Origin of the sequence: Burkholderia sp. BE12, assembly GCF_002959955.1 — a bacterium.
Taxonomy (GTDB): domain Bacteria; phylum Pseudomonadota; class Gammaproteobacteria; order Burkholderiales; family Burkholderiaceae; genus Burkholderia.
Window position 1 is genome coordinate 69703 of the sequence record NZ_PREY01000031.1, and the last position, 17597, is coordinate 87299.

General features: G+C 58.3%; 13 protein-coding genes and 1 pseudogene. 5 read left to right on the plus strand and 9 right to left on the minus strand.

Translation table 11 applies throughout. From position 1 onward, the window contains the following. The first annotated feature begins 120 nt into the window (after positions 1-120). Complete coding sequence (locus tag C4B30_RS27955; protein WP_105133234.1) at positions 121-1014, plus strand: LysR family transcriptional regulator; 894 nt, start codon at positions 121-123, stop codon at positions 1012-1014. 72 nt (positions 1015-1086) lie between these two features. On the opposite strand, the gene C4B30_RS27960 is transcribed toward C4B30_RS27955, so the two are convergent. The 3 genes from C4B30_RS27960 to C4B30_RS27970 form a co-directional block, all read right to left on the minus strand. Next, entirely contained in the window at positions 1087-2544 is a 1458-nt protein-coding gene (locus tag C4B30_RS27960) for an APC family permease (protein WP_158683542.1), read from the minus strand. A gap of 202 nt (positions 2545-2746) precedes the next feature. After that, positions 2747-3736 carry a lipoyl synthase gene (gene lipA, locus C4B30_RS27965; RefSeq protein WP_105133236.1) on the minus strand — a complete coding sequence of 330 codons (990 nt, stop codon included), beginning with the start codon at positions 3734-3736 and terminating at the stop codon, positions 2747-2749. A gap of 768 nt (positions 3737-4504) precedes the next feature. Then, the gene (locus tag C4B30_RS27970; RefSeq protein ID WP_105133237.1) at positions 4505-5506 is read right to left on the minus strand and encodes a helix-turn-helix domain-containing protein; all 1002 of its coding nucleotides are present in this window, start codon (positions 5504-5506) and stop codon (positions 4505-4507) included. 469 nt (positions 5507-5975) lie between these two features. Here C4B30_RS27970 and C4B30_RS27975 point away from each other — a divergent pair, with 469 nt between their 5' ends. Next, a complete protein-coding gene (locus C4B30_RS27975) occupies positions 5976-6722 on the plus strand; it encodes an SDR family NAD(P)-dependent oxidoreductase (RefSeq protein ID WP_105133238.1) in 747 nt (248 codons plus the stop codon). Positions 6723-6916: 194 nt separating this feature from the next. On the opposite strand, the pseudogene C4B30_RS27980 reads toward C4B30_RS27975, so the two are convergent. The 4 genes and pseudogenes from C4B30_RS27980 to C4B30_RS27995 all read right to left on the minus strand — a co-directional run bounded on the left by C4B30_RS27980 (position 6917) and on the right by C4B30_RS27995 (position 11054). Then, a pseudogene (locus C4B30_RS27980) lies at positions 6917-8050 on the minus strand (porin). A gap of 171 nt (positions 8051-8221) precedes the next feature. Further along, complete coding sequence (locus C4B30_RS27985; RefSeq protein ID WP_105133239.1) at positions 8222-9730, minus strand: cytosine permease; 1509 nt, start codon at positions 9728-9730, stop codon at positions 8222-8224. Between the two features lie 12 nt (positions 9731-9742). After that, positions 9743-9955 (minus strand): hypothetical protein, encoded by a 213-nt coding sequence (locus tag C4B30_RS27990; protein ID WP_105133240.1) that lies wholly within the window; start codon positions 9953-9955, stop codon positions 9743-9745. A 217-nt stretch (positions 9956-10172) separates the two neighbouring features. Continuing rightward, the gene (locus C4B30_RS27995) at positions 10173-11054 is read right to left on the minus strand and encodes an NAD(P)-binding domain-containing protein (RefSeq protein WP_105133241.1); all 882 of its coding nucleotides are present in this window, start codon (positions 11052-11054) and stop codon (positions 10173-10175) included. 465 nt (positions 11055-11519) lie between these two features. Here C4B30_RS27995 and C4B30_RS28000 point away from each other — a divergent pair, with 465 nt between their 5' ends. The 3 genes from C4B30_RS28000 (at position 11520) to C4B30_RS28010 (ending at position 13626) form a co-directional block, all read left to right on the plus strand. Further along, the gene (locus C4B30_RS28000) at positions 11520-11960 is read left to right on the plus strand and encodes a cupin domain-containing protein (RefSeq protein ID WP_105133242.1); all 441 of its coding nucleotides are present in this window, start codon (positions 11520-11522) and stop codon (positions 11958-11960) included. Between the two features lie 76 nt (positions 11961-12036). Further along, positions 12037-12750 carry a type 1 glutamine amidotransferase domain-containing protein gene (locus C4B30_RS28005; protein WP_105133243.1) on the plus strand — a complete coding sequence of 238 codons (714 nt, stop codon included), beginning with the start codon at positions 12037-12039 and terminating at the stop codon, positions 12748-12750. A gap of 78 nt (positions 12751-12828) precedes the next feature. Continuing rightward, positions 12829-13626 (plus strand): acetoacetate decarboxylase family protein, encoded by a 798-nt coding sequence (locus C4B30_RS28010; RefSeq protein WP_105133244.1) that lies wholly within the window; start codon positions 12829-12831, stop codon positions 13624-13626. 522 nt (positions 13627-14148) lie between these two features. Here C4B30_RS28010 and C4B30_RS28015 read toward each other — a convergent pair. Then, complete coding sequence (locus C4B30_RS28015) at positions 14149-15288, minus strand: MFS transporter (protein WP_105133245.1); 1140 nt, start codon at positions 15286-15288, stop codon at positions 14149-14151. A 210-nt stretch (positions 15289-15498) separates the two neighbouring features. Beyond that, positions 15499-16944: an APC family permease gene (locus tag C4B30_RS28020; RefSeq protein WP_158683544.1), complete on the minus strand. Its 1446-nt coding sequence runs from the start codon at positions 16942-16944 to the stop codon at positions 15499-15501. Between the last annotated feature and the right edge of the window lie 653 nt (positions 16945-17597).

Below are 17597 nucleotides of genomic sequence, written 5' to 3' on the forward strand. Positions count from 1 at the left end.
CGTTATGATCGATCGAACCTTCCCCGCAATGGGGAAATGCGTCGCTTTATCTGATCGGCAACCGAGCGCCAGACAGGTGCGATCCCATCGTCTTTCCGCAACGCGGATGGAGTTCGTCACATGATCGATCTTCGAAACCTGGAGACCTTTTACGCCGTCGCCCAGCTTGGGGGATTTCATCGTGCCGCGGAAAGGTTGCACACGACTCAGCCGGCTGTATCCGCGCGCATCGCGCAACTCGAACAGCAATTGAAAGGACGCCTGTTCGAGCGAGACAAACGGGGTTGCTTCCTGACCATCAAGGGCAGGCAGTTGCTCGTCTACGCCGAACAGATGATCTCGCTGAGCGCGGAGATGGTGGAGGCGGTCGCGGGGCGCACGGCCCTGAGCGGGACGGTCCAGCTCGGCGCGTCGGACACGATCGTGCACACATGGTTGTCCACGCTGCTCAAGCGGCTCAGCGTCGAGTACCCGGAGATCACGCTCGAGGTCAACGTCGATGCCACGCCGACCCTCACCGCGGGTCTCGCCGACGGTACGATCGACGTCGCGCTGTTGATGGGCCCCGTCAACGCGAGCAACGCAGAGAATTTGCCGTTGTGCAGCTATCCGATCAGCTGGATCGTCTCGTCGGATTTCGAATGCAGCGCGGGAACCCTCACGCTGAACGATCTCGCGCGGCATCCGGTCATCACGTACTCCCGATCGACGCGTCCGTACATGCAGTTGAAGGAAATGTTCGATCGATCACATCTGCATCGCGTGAGGATCTTCGGCAATTCGTCGTTGTCGTCGATCGTCCGGATGACACTCGACGGTATCGGGATTGCGGCGATTCCGCATCACGTCGTGGCGGAGCATCTGGCGACCGGCCGGCTGCGCCGCATCGATACCGGCCACGAGATGCCGGTGATGCCGTTCACCGCCAGTTTCGTTCGCCGCGTCGACATGCCCCTGAGTTCGATCGTGGCCGAGCTCGCCCAGAACGTCGCCGCTCGTTACGAAGGGCGGTAGACGACGCGCCGTGCTTGCTTTGCACAAGCGCAAAAAAGCCAGGACTCGTTGAGCCCTGGCGTGTTGCGATCGTCAACCGTTCTGAGTGCGTCCCAGGCATTCGTATACTTCGGGGCGGCGGTGCTTGAAGTATTGGGCAAGTGCCATACCCGCAACCTGCACACCGATCAGGCAATAGAACATCCACACGTACTGCCCCGGATCTCCGCCTGCCAGCACGTCGAAGTGTGCTGCGACGAGATAAACCAGCGCGATGAAGAATACCGATGAAATCGCCGGCGCCAGAAACGACTTGGCGAAACTCACGCCCTGTTGCCGGCCTCGACGAACGTACCAGACCAGCGACGAGATGTTGACGACGGTCATCAGGATGATGATGCCCGACGTACCCACACCGGATAGTTGCCCGTACAACAGATCGGGTTTTGCGCCCATCAGGATGAACGGCATCAGCACGCACAGCACCATGGCCGAGACGGTCATCGAAGCAAGATACGGAGACTCGTGCTTCGCATGCACCTTGCCGAGGAAACGAGGAAGCGCGCCGTCCGTGCCAAGGTTGTGCATATAGCGCGACAGCACGTTCTGCGTGGACAGGCTCGCCGCAAATGCGGAGATCATCACCAGCACTGAAACGATCAGGTGCAGGCCAGGGCTCACGAATTTCGCGAAGGCGTCAGGGAACATCGCCGCGGGCGTCTTGGCCGCGATCGACTGAACCTGCGGCCCGTAAGCCATGATCATCGCGTAGGCACACAGCGTGTAGATCACGCCGATAAAGATGACTGCACCATACGTCGCACGCGGAATCGTCCGGTCCGGCATCTTCACTTCGTCGCGAAACAGCGCGGTTGCCTCGAATCCCATGAAGAACGATACCGTGAACAACATGCAGAACGGCACGTTGGTACTGTTCGACAGCTGGCTCGGCATGAATGGAGCGGACGCTGAAACACCTGGCACGCCACCCTTCGCAAGCACACCGAATGAAAACGCCAGACAAACGACGATCTCGAGAATCATTACCCACGTCAGCACCTTCGCGGACAGCTCCACATGAAGGTAGCCCAGCATCGAAACCACGAGCCAGCACGCAAGCGTCGGCCAGTACCACGGGATCGACGCGCCGGTCATGTCGCGCACGAGATCGGAGCACGATACGCCAAAGAATGATGTGACGCCGGCGAGGAGCAGAAAGTATGAGACGGCGGCAAGAATGCCGGAACCGAGGCCCGTCGACTTTCCGATGCCATAGCTGATGAATGCATAGAAGTCGCCGGGGCGCTTCACGATATTGTTTAGCGTCACATAGCCGACGGAAAACAGCAGCAGTACGAGCGTCGTCAGTATGAAGATCACGGGACTGCCGACTCCGCCGAACATCAGCGCGAGCGGGATGTAACCGGATACGGTCGTCAACGGGGCCGAGAACGCCAGCACGGTAAGCGCCAGACCGACCGCCCCCATGCTGCCCGACAGCTTCTTCTGCGGAGACGTTTCTATTTGAACGTCGTCCATATTCAGTTCCATCTCCATCTCCACCTCCATCTCCTCACCCTTTCAACATTTCACCGGCATTGTCGAACTTGCCCTGCATCGTGCCTCGATCGTTCGCGTGTCCGGTTCGGTTCGTCGTGCGGGTCATCGTCCGCCGCCAAATTGATCAGGTCCAATTGCCGTTGGCGATGATTTTCAATAAGCGCTCTTTATCACGCGCACCAACCACGTCCCTTCATGCCACGCCAGCCTCGTGTGCCTGCTGATCGGCGTGATAGCTCGACCGCACCATCGCGCCGACGGCCGCGTGCGTGAAGCCCATCTTGTACGCCTCTTCCTCGTACATCTTGAACGTGTCCGGATGCACGTACGCACGCACCGGCAGATGGTGCTCGGACGGCTGCAGGTACTGGCCGATCGTCAGCATGTCGACGTCGTGCGTGCGCAGGTCGCGCATCACCTGCAGGATTTCCTCTTCCGTCTCGCCGAGGCCGACCATCAGGCCCGACTTCGTCGCGACGTCCGGATGCAGCGCCTTGAAGTCCTTCAGGAGCTTCAGCGAGTGCGCGTAGTCCGAACCCGGGCGCACTTCCTTGTACAGGCGCGGCACCGTTTCGAGGTTGTGGTTCATCACGTCGGGCGGCGCGGCGTTCAGGATCGAGATCGCGCGGTCGAGCCGGCCGCGGAAGTCCGGCGTCAGGATCTCGATGCGCGTGTCCGGCGACTGCGCGCGCGTTTCGCGGATGCACTCGACGAAGTGGGCGGCGCCACCGTCGCGCAGGTCGTCGCGGTCGACGCTCGTGATCACCACGTACTTGAGCTTCAGCGCGGCGATCGTGCGTGCGAGGTTCTTCGGTTCGTCCGCGTCGAGCGGATCGGGACGGCCGTGGCCGACGTCACAGAACGGGCAGCGGCGCGTGCACTTGTCGCCCATGATCATGAACGTCGCGGTGCCCTTGCCGAAGCATTCGCCGATGTTCGGGCAGCTCGCTTCCTCGCACACGGTGTGCAGGTTGTGCTCGCGCAGGATCGTCTTGATCTCGAAAAAGCGCGTGTTCGGCGTCGCGACTTTGGCACGGATCCAGCGCGGCTTGCGAAGCGGCTCGATCGGAACGATCTTGATCGGAATGCGTGCCGTTTTGGCCCGCGCCTTCTGCTTTTCCGAAGCGTCGTAATGCACCGGCGTGCTGGTCGAGACCACCGCTTCCTCGCTCGCTTCGGTCATTCTCGCCTCCTGTCCGGCTGTCTTGCGAAAGCCGGTTGTCAACAGCTATTTCTCGGTCGAAATGATCGCCATGCTGCCCTCCACTGCGCCCATTGCAGAGCGCGCAACATGCGAATCGCATCAAGCCGGACGGTGATATCGCGTGTGCCGGCAATTGATTTCATTCTAGAAATGACACACGCATCCCTCGTCCACCCAAAGGATGATAAAAATCGCCAAGCGTCGCAGGAAGGTGGATTCGTGGTGATGCAACCCCATTTTATTCGAGGCGGACGATTGCATCCATGACCCGTCGGGAAACGATGACCGCTGCGCGGTAGCCACGACACCGGCCGTTGAGAGAGACAGCAGAAGCCACCCTGCGCGCGGCTGGCCGGATATCCGGAAACGCGGTTACGCGAGCGTCGACGCAGACACTTCATGCGTCAAAGCGGTCAGGATTTCTATGATTCCTTCGTTGGACGCCGGAAGGAATGAGCGCCCAATTGGCGCAACGAGGTGACGCTCAAGCGTGTCGAAATGCTCAACGAGTACGAGCCGCCGGGAGCGACGATTCTTCGCATCAGCCCGACGCCGCTTCTGATGGTTGTCGCAAAGCGGGATGCGCTGACTGCAACCGACCTCGCACTTGGGGCCCAGGAACGCGCATTGCAGCCGAAGAAGTTAATCCTGCGGGAGGGAGGGTCCTTGGACCCGTGCTTGATGTATTTTTGCCGACGGTGCTTTTGCCACACAGTTCGTGCGAGCCGCGCGAACCCCGTTGCTTTTTTAATGGTGCCGCCCCATCACTACCGACTGGTCACTCTTTACGGTACGCAAAACAGTGGCTGAGGGAAGTTCACCAAAGAATTCCTGATAATACTTGGCGAAACGTCCCAAGTGGTTGAAGCCAGCGTCCAGCGCCAGCCCTTGGATTTTCTCGGTCGGCTTCGTCACCAACGAATGCCGGGCGATATTCAAACGTACCGAGCGCATGTAGTTTGACGGTGACATCCCGATAACCGTCTCGAAACTGTACTGCAATGTTCTGCGGCTCACGCGAAGCCGGCTGCAGAGGTCCAATACGCCGAATGCCTCATCATGGAAGTTTTGAGCAAACAGTTCGCAGCTCTTGTCGACGATGTAAGCACGGGTGGTCGAATTCAGCGGCGTTACTTCACCCTCTCCGTCCGCAGCTACAATCTCACCTGCCGCAGCGAGAATCCCGTCGACACTATGTGCGGCACACTGCCCTTCGGCAATCACCCTATCGAGCTGTTCGAAGTGAGCACAAAACTGCGTATGAAACTCGGCAGTGGATGCGCTCATCGGCTTGATGAAGTGCTCAAAAGGAAGCGTTTCGCGAATGGCTGGCGACTTGACATGAAGCGATTCAAAGAACAGCGTTTTGTCGATGGTTAGAATGTTCGCATGAATCGGACTTTTCGCCATCGCGTGGATGGTTTTCCCCGATGACACGAAAATCGTGTCCCCGTTGACGAATCGGCCATTGAGCAAGATGTCATCCCGCGAGTGAACTTGCAGGATAAGCACTCGGTCGGACGAAACATGACCTACTTGCTCCAAAAACGGGGTTCGAACTGTTTCTGAGCAGACGCGAATCGCGTTACCGTGGGAGTGGTCGCGCATTTCTCCGCAAAAGGGCGCTTTGCCTCCGAGAGCATGGTACTTGTTGTCCTCCCAGTCTCGAAAAGTATGCGCGTGGTCCACGACATCGTTCGACAACGACACTTCATACTTATCAACGACGGAAGAAGGCAAAGACATCATTCTGGCGGCTCTCGAGACTACAAGTGGTTCGACTCACACTGAAAACCACATGCAAGGACTGCGCCAAGCGAGCGACTGCACGAAACATTCGATGCACTAGCGTAACGGCTATCAGACTCCGTTCCGCCTCGTTTGGGAATCGGGGGTATCACCAGCATTGCCACACCAGCGCACCGACTGCGTGCAGCCTTGCACCGCGTAACCATCTTTTTATCCAAGCCTGTTCGCCGACCTCGTTGAGCCCCGTTGTTGTAATGCTCGGCCTCCGCCGACTTTGGCCAGGAGATGTTCGTTATCGATGAGATACACGCCTACTCCGGAAGTTCGGCGCATCGCGGATGCACGCACGGTTCATGCCATAACAGACCTCGGCCGCATGCCGATAGTGGATATTTCCGATGCTCCAAGGCTGTTACGTTGCGCAGTAGTGCCTTCGGGCGGTTGGCACATAACGCAAAAAAGGTGAGACATGGATAGGCTGAGAGACAAGATCGCGATGATTACTGGTGCAGCTTCTGGCATCGGAGCAGCTACGGCTTTACGGTTCGCACAGGAAGGCGCCGCGCTCGTTCTCGCAGACCTCAACGTGAGCAAGCTCGACGAGCAGTTCGACCAACTCCTAGAATTCGGAGCCAGAGTTCACGCTGTAGCTCTCGACGTCCGCGACGAAGTGCAGTGGGCCCGTGCCCTCGAGGAAGTGAAGGTGACGTTCGGCACAATTGACGTCCTGATGAACAACGCGGGCATCGCGATTCCCGGCAACATCGAGGAGATGACGTTCGAAGACTGGAATGCGGAACTGAGCGTCAATCTCAATGGCGTATTCCTCGGCACAAAACACGGCTTTCGAAGCATGCGGGAGACGGGCGGCTCCATCATCAACATGTCCTCAATCGAAGGCATGGTGGGCATCGCAGAGTATGTAGCGTATTCGGCGGGCAAGGCTGGTGTGCGAAATCTCACGAAGGCCGCGGCACTTCACGCAGGCAAGCGCGGTTACCCCATTCGCGTGAACAGCATCCACCCCGGATACATCAAGACGCCGATGGTCGGCAACGACGCGACCTTGCTGGCCGAACTTGTCAAGAAACACCCGATTGGCTTCCTCGGCGAAGCTGTCGATGTTGCCAATATGGCCTTGTTCCTCGCTTCGGACGAAGCCCGCTTCTGTACGGGGGCCGAATATATCGTCGATGGCGGCTTCCTCGCCCAGTAGCATTACCACGCGAGCAAATCACGACTTCACGACGCAAGACTGTCCTTGTAACCGGTGCCGCCTCCGGCATCGGTCAAACCACCGCTATCTGATTTACGCAGGAAGGCTGCGTGGCTCAGCCATCGGACGGCGCAACTATTCGTTCGCGGGTGCAAGTCGGTCCGCGAGCGACAGCTCGCCGACCGGCAGCGCATTTAGAAACTGTGCGAAATGGCGACACGCGTCACAATCTGATGCGAATTCGACGACGGGCCTGCCGATCCGGGGATATATGCATCGTCGAGTACCGTACCCGACGACCCCGAGACCTTTTGGTGAAGCGCCTGTGCATACAGCGTCGTGCGCTTCGACAGAAGATACATGGCCATCAGCCCAACTTCGTTCCAATGAAGCGAAGACTGCTGGCCGCCGTTCTTCAAACTCGCGCGCGTGTAGGTATACATGCCGCCAATGGAAAAGCTCGGCGTAAAGTCGTACTTGATGTTGGCCTCGACGTTGTCGTACTTCAGGCTCGCATCACTGAACGCCAGGTCACCCAACCAGATAGAACCTGTCGGCTGGGAAATCTTCGTATGCGTATACACGAGTCCGAACGTCGCAGAGCCAATTCCATAGTTGGCACCGAGACCGTAAATTTTCTGATTCCCGGCGACGAAGCCGGAGTCATCTGTCGCGACGGAGCCCACCTGTGTAGCGCCCGGCGAAGACAGGTTCGCATAGACGGCCCCGACAGTCAGTGTGTCAAGCGTGTACTTCAAACCAGCCGAGAATGCGCGGTTGTGCGCGAAGCCGCCCGGCTCGTTGCTGAAACCGTACAGCGCGGTCGCCAAAAATCCGGCATATACGTTCGACGTGAACTTCACGGAGTTGCTTACGTGGAACGTGGCGTCCGTATTGTCGTTGTCGAGCGGATGGGAGAACAAAGTGCCAGCCCAGTTTCCGTTGGCGGTCAGCGGCCCCAGCACGTCAGTAATCGAGTCGAACTGCCTGCCTGCCGTCAGCGTTCCGAGAGAATCGGACTGAAGTCCGACCATTGCACCGTATCCGAACAGGCGACCGCCATAACTGAGCTTGCCAGAGTTGATGTCGAACCCGTTGTCGAGCTAAAAAATGGCGTGCAAGCCCCCGCCGAGGTCTTCACTGCCCTTAAGGCCAAACCTGCTCACGGCAAGGTCTGCAGTCGACATCTGGTATGCCTTGCCTCCACCGGCATTGTTCGTGAAGTTGAGGCCTTCATCCAGCACACCGTAGAGCGTGACACTGCTTTGAGCAAAAGCGGCGGTCGATACCAGTGCGCCCCCTGCTACTACTGCGACTCGCTTGTTCATGCACTACCATCCTTTGTCGAGCTATGTATTAGATTCCCGGACGCCACAGCGCAGAGCATTTTTCAACGAACATACATTAGTTCAACTGATTTAATTACCTGAATCGTGGCGGCCGGGACTTTGAATACCTCTAATTCATCACATGGAGATGCGGCGCGTTACTGCCGTCCGTTACAGAGACACCTTCACTGCACCGACTTCGGGCGTTTCACTAAGAGTCGCCTTGCTGGTCGTGAAGCGTTTGTTGTCGTAGCTTCCTTTTTGCATCGGAATCAGGATGACCTTCGTCGCGATGTAATAAGCAACGCCGGAAAGCGCAATCGTCGGGATGGAGGCTCCGAAGTACTTGAACGGTTCGGCCATCGCCGAGCTGACCGGGTTGTAGAGCCACAGGTATCCCCATGTGGACAGACCGGTGATCGCAATGGCAATCCAGTTGACGCCGCCCCAGAATGCATACTTGCTGCCCTTGGTTGCGAACAGATGGGCCGGGTCGAGTTTCTCCTTGCGCAGGAAGAAATAGTCGACCATCGTCACGCCGGTTACACCGACGAACATCACGCCGTTGTATGACAGCCAGCTCATCACCTCACCCAGCAGCCATTCCGTTCTGAAGGCGAAGTAGACGCCGGGTGCAAGCAGGATGGCGAGCAACAGTTCCCATTTAATGCGTGCAAGGAACCTGATTTGTTGCACCGAGACGCCTGCGAGATAAATCATCACCACCATCGTCGCGATGTTGGCGGTGAGTACCACCGCCATCGTCGCGCTGCCGAGAATCGGGCCTGCGAGCGAAATCATCCAGATGGTTGGGTCGTGTGTCCCAGCGCTGATTGCGGCAAGCGCCGCGACCGTCGACACAAATGCCGCCCCGAGCAGACCGACACCAATAACCGACGGTCCCATCACGTGGGTACGACGCTTCACAAGTCGCGTCAACCCGCCCATCACGGGCCACCAGGTCATCGAGTTCGAGACGCCGAATTCGACTGCCAGTGCGAGGCCACGGGTTCTGTCATGCGTGAGCATCTGGTCTGCCGGAAGTTGGCTAACCCAGAGGGTATGGAAACCAAACCGATGAATCAGAATGCCGAACATCATGAGGGTGATGAGCATGTGGAGCGGTCCGATGTAACCGTTCAGTCGCTCAAACAATTGAGGCCCCTTGCTCGCAATCAGCCATACGAGAACAAGGGCGGCCAATGCCACGCCAATCACGAGCTTTTCGTGGCCGCCGCCGGCAGTTCCAGCACCTGAGACGGTGCCGACGATATTTGCCGCGCCACGCGAAGTCAACGCCTCCACAACGTACGACCAGCCCACAAGCGTCGCGAGAAGGCCGAATAGCGGAATCACCATTCCGCGATAACCGAACGATGCCTTGCAGGTGTCGATGACGTCCGTGCCGTACTTGTAGCTGGGAGCCCCGGAAGCGAGGGAGACAAGCGCCATGCCGATGACAAGGCCGATGACGTAGCCCATGACGCCGAGACGCCAATCGCCAACGTACGGCAAGAAGCCGCCAATGAGGAATGCCCATGTCGCGGCGCTGAACGCACAACAGGTCCACAGGAACGAACCATAGCTGCCGTAAATGCGCTCGCTTGCAAGGACCGGCAACCGGCCCGAGAGCGCCTCTTGGGCAACGCTATCTTTGTGGGAATAGTGATGGTCTGACATGACGACTTGCTCCTACGATGCGAGGTAAAGCGTCGCCGCCCAGAGGATGGCGCCAAAGATGGTCCAGAACACACCTTCGACGAGAATCGGCTTGCCAGATTCGAAGCATTCCGATTTGCTATGGTCGCCCTCGACCATAGCGTTAATCTGGTCTACGAGATCCTGATTGATGCGGCGCCCCTCGTCGGCGAGGCTCATACGAAGCTCGGCATTGGATGCGGACATGCTGTTCTCCTCTGTCCTTTGTGAATACAAGTTTGTGACTTCATGACAAAGCTTTTTGCACCGATGCACTCGACCCTCGACATGCTCTGAGCAGTCCGCTAAATCTCAAGTTTTCGCCGACCACTTAAAAATGCGTTGTCTTGCAGAAGGTCAGTCGAAATGTGAAAGAAAGGTAGCAACCTGAGCTTTCTGATTGCTTCCTTCCCGTTGCCCGGAATCAGTTCGCCTTCGATGCCACCATAAATTGCGCCGTAAAGCCGAGCGACCCATAGCCGGCTTCCTTCGTGACGGTGAGATCGTCAGCCAGGGCGCTGATATGGCTCGCGCGAAGGCCAGCGCCCCTCAAGGCGTCGCGCCATTGAATCACGGCATCGAGGTAGATATCGACCGTTGCCTGGATCGTTTCGAAGTTGTTCGCTTCAATTTCACGGATGCTCTTATGAACCTTGTAGCGCACGAGGTCCAGCATCTTGTCTGCGAAGTCACCGAGCTGCGACGGCGAGACACCGCACGCCTTCGCGTAGGCCGCGGCTTCGAGAAAACCGGCAAGTCCGACAGCGTAGAAGCTGCCCGTCATTGCTGCGTCGACAATGCTCGGGACATCCAGGCGCGTACCCGTGTAGATAGTGCCTTCCGGAGCCAACGGCGTGAGCATAGCCTCAACAGCACGCCACACTTCTTCCTTACCGGAGTACTGGATTGCGGTGTAAGGACCGCCAATGAGGTCAGGATAAGAGGAAATAGCAGCGTTGATGAAGTGTCCGCCATTGCCTTCGATGATTTCTCGAAAGGCTTCGCCATCTTCCGGCATTGCGGTGCTGAGATTCGCGATGTAACGGCCGTCCAGATTCAGATGTGCCGCGTGCTCACGGAAGAGGTCTGCGCCAATGGAGGCGCTGCTGACGATCGAGATGACGATGTCGTTGCCGTTCACAAGTTTGACGAACGAATCAGCCAGCTTTGCCCCATTCTTCACTACACCTGCCGTCGCCTCCTTGCGACCATCCCAGACCGTAACTTGTGTTCCAGCCTTCAACAACGTGTTGACGAGCGCCGACCCCATGAGTCCGGTGCCAATAACGCCTATGGTTTTCGCCATGTTTTCACCTTTGAAGGAAGTGCCTAATTAGAGCTGTCAGGTTTCGCGACTGCGTCTGCAGCGGTTGAGTGCACTATGCCGCCAAGGACTTTTACGACGTAGCCAGATTTGGCAACCGTGTGGCATCGCGGCGCGGCTCCCTTCAACATCGAGGTGAACGTCGGACGCAGATTTCGGCACGCCATCGCCGTTTGCAACCCACGTCCCGCAAGGCTTCCGGATACGTAAACGCCGACGAGCAACCATCGTTTCGACCGCGGTTGTAGCGCCACGACCAAGGTTTATCCCGGGGTAGCAAGAATGGTCCATCAATTGCGCATCCGACCTTCAGTGGCGGCCAGAGCAAAATCGTTCACGAACACTCGCCTTTCCGTACTACAGGATGGCTTGCCGAAAGTGGCTACGAGGGTTTTGCCTGCGGTGATAACTTGAAAATTGTCTATTCCCACCAAGCGAGACATCGAAATGAAGGAAAAAGCACAGGACGACTACGTGCAGGTTGACCAGGTCGAATGGCAGGATTTTCCGGAGGACTTCCACAGCGGCGGCGTGAAGTGGAAGCTTCTTCATGTTTCGCCGGAAATGGCGTTCTGGACCGTTCTTTTCTTCTGCCCGAAGGGTTCGGTGCTTCAACCGCACATTCACCATGGCCCGGCCGAAGGCTGGATTTTCGACGGCGCCATTCAAGTGCGCGGCGGTCCGGAAGTCGGTGGTGTTCTCGGTATCAAAGACGGCTTCATTTACGAAGCGGCTGGCGCAGAACACGACGAGACCGTTATGCGCGAAGACACCACGTTCGTGCTTCAAATGATTGGCCCGCTTTCGTGGATCAAGAAGGATGGCTCGCACGTTATCCAGTCGTGGGATACGGCGCAAAAACTCTGGGCGAAGCAAATCGCCGCGTGACTATCACCGCACACGTCAACCAAACGATGCGCGCCGGCAATGCGGCGCATTCGCCCACGTTCCAAGGGACAAACCGATGACCGCACTCATCATCCTTACCTCGCACGGCATGCTCGGCGAAAGCGAACGCAAAACCGGCGTGTGGCTCGAGGAGTTCCTCGTGCCCTACTACGCGTTTGTCGACGCCGGCGTCAACGTCCGGCTCGCTTCTCCGAAAGGCGGCAAGGTGCCGGTCGACCCACTATCGGTCGACGCTATCAACGACACGTCGGTCTACCAGCGCTACCTGCGCGACAGCGACCTGCTCAGCGCTCTCGACAACACGGAAGAGTTGAGCAAAGTAGCGCCGGATACCGTTGACGCGGTGCTCTATCCCGGTGGCCACGGCCCGCTGTTCGACCTACGCCATGACCCGCATTCGATTCGACTCATCCAGGCCCTGTCTGCCGCCGGCCGGCCGGTCGCGGCGATTTGCCATTCCGGATGCGTTCTTCTCGAAGCCAAGACGCCGAGCGGAGCGCCACTCGTGCGCGGTCGCAATGTCACCGCATTCAGCGACAGCGAAGAAGCCGCGGTTCAGTTGGAAAAGGTCGTCCCCTATCTGGTCGAGACCGAGTTGAGAAACCTCGGTGCTTCGTATACCAAGGCGGCCGACTGGCAAGACCACTGCGTGGTCGATGGCTTGCTGATTACTGGCCAGAACCCGGCGTCTTCTGCGTCGGTCACCAAGGTGGTAATCGACCTGCTTCAGGCCAGCGCAGACGCACTTCGCGTGAGACATGAAGGATGATTCGCGTGTCTGACGTGCGTGCGCTATCGCGCGTGCATGCGATGGCACTTCACACTGTGAATTTGATTGGAGACGACGATGGGATTTGTCAAGACACCGGATGAAGTCAAGGAAATCGAGAAACTTCTCGCTGACGGACGCTTCACGACTGAAGGCATCACGGTCGAGTTTGAGACGACGCGCGAATTCTTGCGCTCGGTACTCGCTCCTTGCTTCGAGCTTCCGGACGAGCCCATCGCATATGCGAATGTATCTCGCTGGCAAAGCGCGATGTGTGGAGAGTTCGACTGCGCAATCGTGTTCCTGCGCTGCCGCTACAAGCAGTTCGAAGGCACCACGATGCTCCACATCCTGGTGAGTGGTGACATGCCTGTCTCCATCGGACGCGAAATGTGGGGCGAACCCAAGAAGACCGGCTTCGCGCAACTCTATGTCGACGGCCACGAGATGTATGGCTATGGCGAGCGCAACGGCACGCGTCTTATCGAAATCGAGGGTGCGTTTGGTCCGGACCTCGGGCCGGTCGAATACGAGGGTCTCGATTTCGAACTCAAGGCTACTCCACACGTGACTGGGCTCGGCCTGCAGGACGACGTCATCCTCACCTGCATGAAGAATCGCGAAGAGTACCGGGTACGTCGCGAAGGTCAAGCAACGCTCAAATTCTCGGGAAACGAGATGGACCCGCTCCACACCATTCCCGTTGTGAAGGTCGGCAAGGCGTACTACTCTCAAGGCGAGTCGTCCTGGACCGTACCGTGGTTCGACACGCTGGCAGACCGCGCAGCATACGTGCCGTTCATCTATGGGCAGAAATACGATGACTTCCGTCACTTCCCGACCGCTCGGAGATTCAAGAAGATTGGTGATCTGTAAATGACGCATCATCGTCGCGGCGAGCATTGAGCGCCGCGACCGTTGCGATTCCCCAATCGGTAGCCATGACCCGAAGGTCCCGTCTGCGCTGGACTGATAGTTTCGAACGATTGAACGCACGTCTCTGCCCGGAAAAACAGGCTATATGCATCAACATGGCCGCCCCGCAACGCCATACGCCCCGCCGTCATCCCGCGATCCGACAGCATCCACTGCTTCGCGAATCGGATGTCGATGCGGTCGAGCTATACCGTGAGCCCCTCGCTCTCGAGCAAAGGCGTTCGCACGACGAACGGCAGGATGCGTACATAGGCGGCTTCGATGTCGGCGACCGAGAAATCGCCGGATGAGAGATCGGTCATGGCATTCGCTCACGGTGAAAGACGTCAGCGCATTACATCAACCGCGACCGATTCAATCCAATGAAGAACAAAAATGCTCACTGATCGATATTCGTAATCAATCTGCGAAGCACGCCGAACGTTCGATCACGCGCGCCCCAACTCATCCGGGATGCACACGTCACGACTCGATCTTCCGGCCGCCGAACGCAGCGAGCAGAAGCAGTCCGGCGAGCAACGCAAATGCAAGATCCAAACCGATCGCATGCGCAAAGAAGCCGACAATTGCCGGTCCGACCAGATTGCCGCCATAGCCCAATGTCGTGATCGACGAAATTGCGGCAGAGGGATCCATTGCCGTTTGCCGCCCGGCGGCAGCGAACAGGATGGGTACGATGTTCGCGCACCCGGCCCCGCACACCGCAAATCCGATGATCGCGCCCGTACCCGATGGCGAGGCGATCGCGATCGACATCCCGACCGCGCCGAGCATTCCGCCCGAGACAATCACCGCACGCGAACCGAGTCGGGTAATCAACATGTCGCCGAAGAGTCGACCGATCGCCATCGTCATCGCGAACGCGGTATAGCCGAAGCCTGCGCGATCCTGCGCATAGGACTTCACGGATGTCAGGAACAGCGCGCTCCAGTCGAGCATCGCGCCTTCGACGAGAAAGCACCCGATCGCAATGGCGCCCATCAGGACCACGATCCCCTGCGGCAGGATCAACACCGAGGCCCTGCGCTCGCCGGGCCCTGCCGGCTCCAGGTACCGCGCGTAGCGAAACATGAGCACGGCGATGACGACGACCATGGCACCCGCCACGCCAAGCGGATTCGCGCCGGCCGACAACAGCGAACCGCCGACCAGCGAGCCCGCGATCCCGCCGACGCTGAACAGGCCGTGGAAACCGGACATCAGTTGCTCGCCGCTTTGCCGTTCGATGAGCGTGGCCTGGATGTTCATCGCGACGTCGACGAATCCCAGCCCGGCGCCAAAGATCAACAGCGTGACCGCCATCGCCGGCATGCCGGACAGCATCGCGAGGAGCGGAAGCGACCCGCAGATCATCGCGGCACCCGCTCCGATGACGTTGCGACAGCCGAATCGCTCGACTGCGCGCTGACAGAGCGGCATGCATCCGACGGCACCGATTCCGAGAAAGAGCAGCAGGAAGCCGAATTTAGCTTCGTCGACGTCGAGCCGGGCTTTCGCGTAAGGCACCAGAGGCGCCCACGTCGCGACGCTGATTCCGGCGAGAAAGAATGATGCGCGTGTTGCGGCCCGCTTGTTTTTTTCGCTTGCAGTCTCGACGGCCATGGTCTGGGATGCGTCCGACAAATCGGACATCTTCTGGATGAACGGATGATGAGGAGTCGGTCGCGACGGTTCCGCATCGACCGGCACAGGTAGCCGGATGCTTCGGGAACGACGGCCGGAGAAACAAAAAAGATCCCGAAAATTGCTCGGGATCCAAGGAGAAACGACCCAGGTTGAGGCGGAACACCACCGCCCCTGTCGTTCAACGATTCAGTCCTTATGGCTGCGGCCAAGTCTTTCGAAGATCTCCGGGCGCAGGTACTTGAAGTATTGAGCCAGTGCGATGCCGACGAGCAGCACGCTAATCAGGCAGTAGAACATCCACACGTACTGCCCCGGATCGCCACCGGCCAGAACATCGAAGTGCTGGGCGATCAGCACGACGAGCGCGATGAAGAATGCCGAGGAAATCGCGGGTGCGACCGCCGACTTGAAAAAGCTGACGCCCTGGTGCCTGCCGCTTCGGCTGTACCACACCAACGACGAGATGCTGACGATGGCCATCAGAACGACGATCCCCGACGTACCTACGCCGGAGAGTTGCCCGTAGAGCAGATCCGGCTTGGCGCCCAGCACGATGAAGGGGATCAGCACGCAGAGCACCATCACGGACACCGTGATCGATGCAAGATAGGGTGACTCGTGCCGCGGGTGAACCTTGCCGAGGAATCGCGGCAGCGCGCCGTCGGTGCCGAGGTTGTGCATATAGCGCGCCAGAACGTTCTGCGTCGACAGCGCCGACGCAAACGCAGACGTCAGTACCAGCAGCGAGATCACGACATGGAGACGACCGCTGACGAATTTCGAGAATGCGTCGGGAAACATTGCGGCGGGTGTCTTGGTAGCGATGTCCTGGACATGCGACCCATAGGCCATGATCAGCGCGTACGCGCAAATCGTGTAGACGACGCCGATGAAGATGACCGCACCATAAGTGGCTACCGGAATCGTCCGGTCGGGCATCCGGACTTCGTCCCGGAACAGCGCGGTCGCCTCGAATCCCATGAAGAAGCCGACGATGAACAGCACCGAGAACGGCACACTCGCGCTCTTCGACAGCTGGCTCGGCGCAAACGGCGCGGTGGCCGAGATATCCGCCGCCCCGCCCTTCACCAGCACGAAGAACGAAAAGACGAGACACACCGCGATCTCGAGCAGCATGATCCACGTCAGGACTTTTGCCGACAACTCGACATGCAGATAGCTGAGGATCCCGCAGGCCAGCCAGCATGCGAGCGTGGGGATATACCACGGAAGCACGGCACCGGTCGTTTCATGAAGGAGGTCGGAACAGGACACGCCGAAAAACGACGTCACGCCGGCGAGCAGCAGAAAGTACGATACCGCCGCGAGGATGCCCGAGCCGAGGCCGGTCGACTTCCCGATACCGAAACTCACGAACGCATAGAAGTCGCCCGGGCGCTTGACGATATTGTTGAGCGTCACGTAACCGACGGAAAAAAACAGAAGAGCGATCGTCACAACGACGAACAGGACGGGGCTGCTGACGCCCCCGAACATCAACGCGAACGGGATGTAACCGGATACCGTCGTCAAAGGTGCCGAGAATGCGAGCACCATCAGTGCCAGGCCGATCGGGCCCATGTTTCCCGACAACTTTTTGGGAGCAGATTCACTTATGTGAATCTCTTGCATGTTCATCTCCATCTCCGTCCCACCTCCGTCGTTATGTGAATCTTCGTCGCGCGAAAACACCTGAAAATTTTCGTTCGCCCGTGCAAGCACGCTTGCCTGTCGACTCGTCACGCATGCAATGTCTTGAGGGATTCGTTGCAGGGATCGCGCGGCACGTCAGAGATGGCGCGCGGCAAGATCCATCGAAGATGGCAATGCAGCGGCGACCGGTATTTGTCGGCTTATTTCGCTACATTCGTCTCACGATTTCGCTTCAAGAAGCCTTTTATGCACGGCAAGTGAAACGATCGTCCATCTCCAAATTGGAGAGGTCCAATTGCGATTCGCGATTTAGGCTGATCGTGAATACTTATCAGGGACAAGACTTCTTCCATGCCATCGCGGCATAGTCGCGCTCGGTCTTAAACCACGGCGGATGTCTCGTGGAATCGGCAATAAAAGGATTAGCGTCGCCACGGCTGTGCTTCACGGTAGGTCGCTTCCGAGGATTTCAAACGCAGGCATTGCCCTGCTTGTCCAATTGCCAAGGTGTCGGGAAGCGTATCGACGGAAATTCTGGTCTTGCGCAGGAGGTCGCACGAAAGACTATCGAAATAAATTATCGATAGCTACACCTACGGAGAGTTGAAACCAAGCTCCGGCCCCCCCATCCC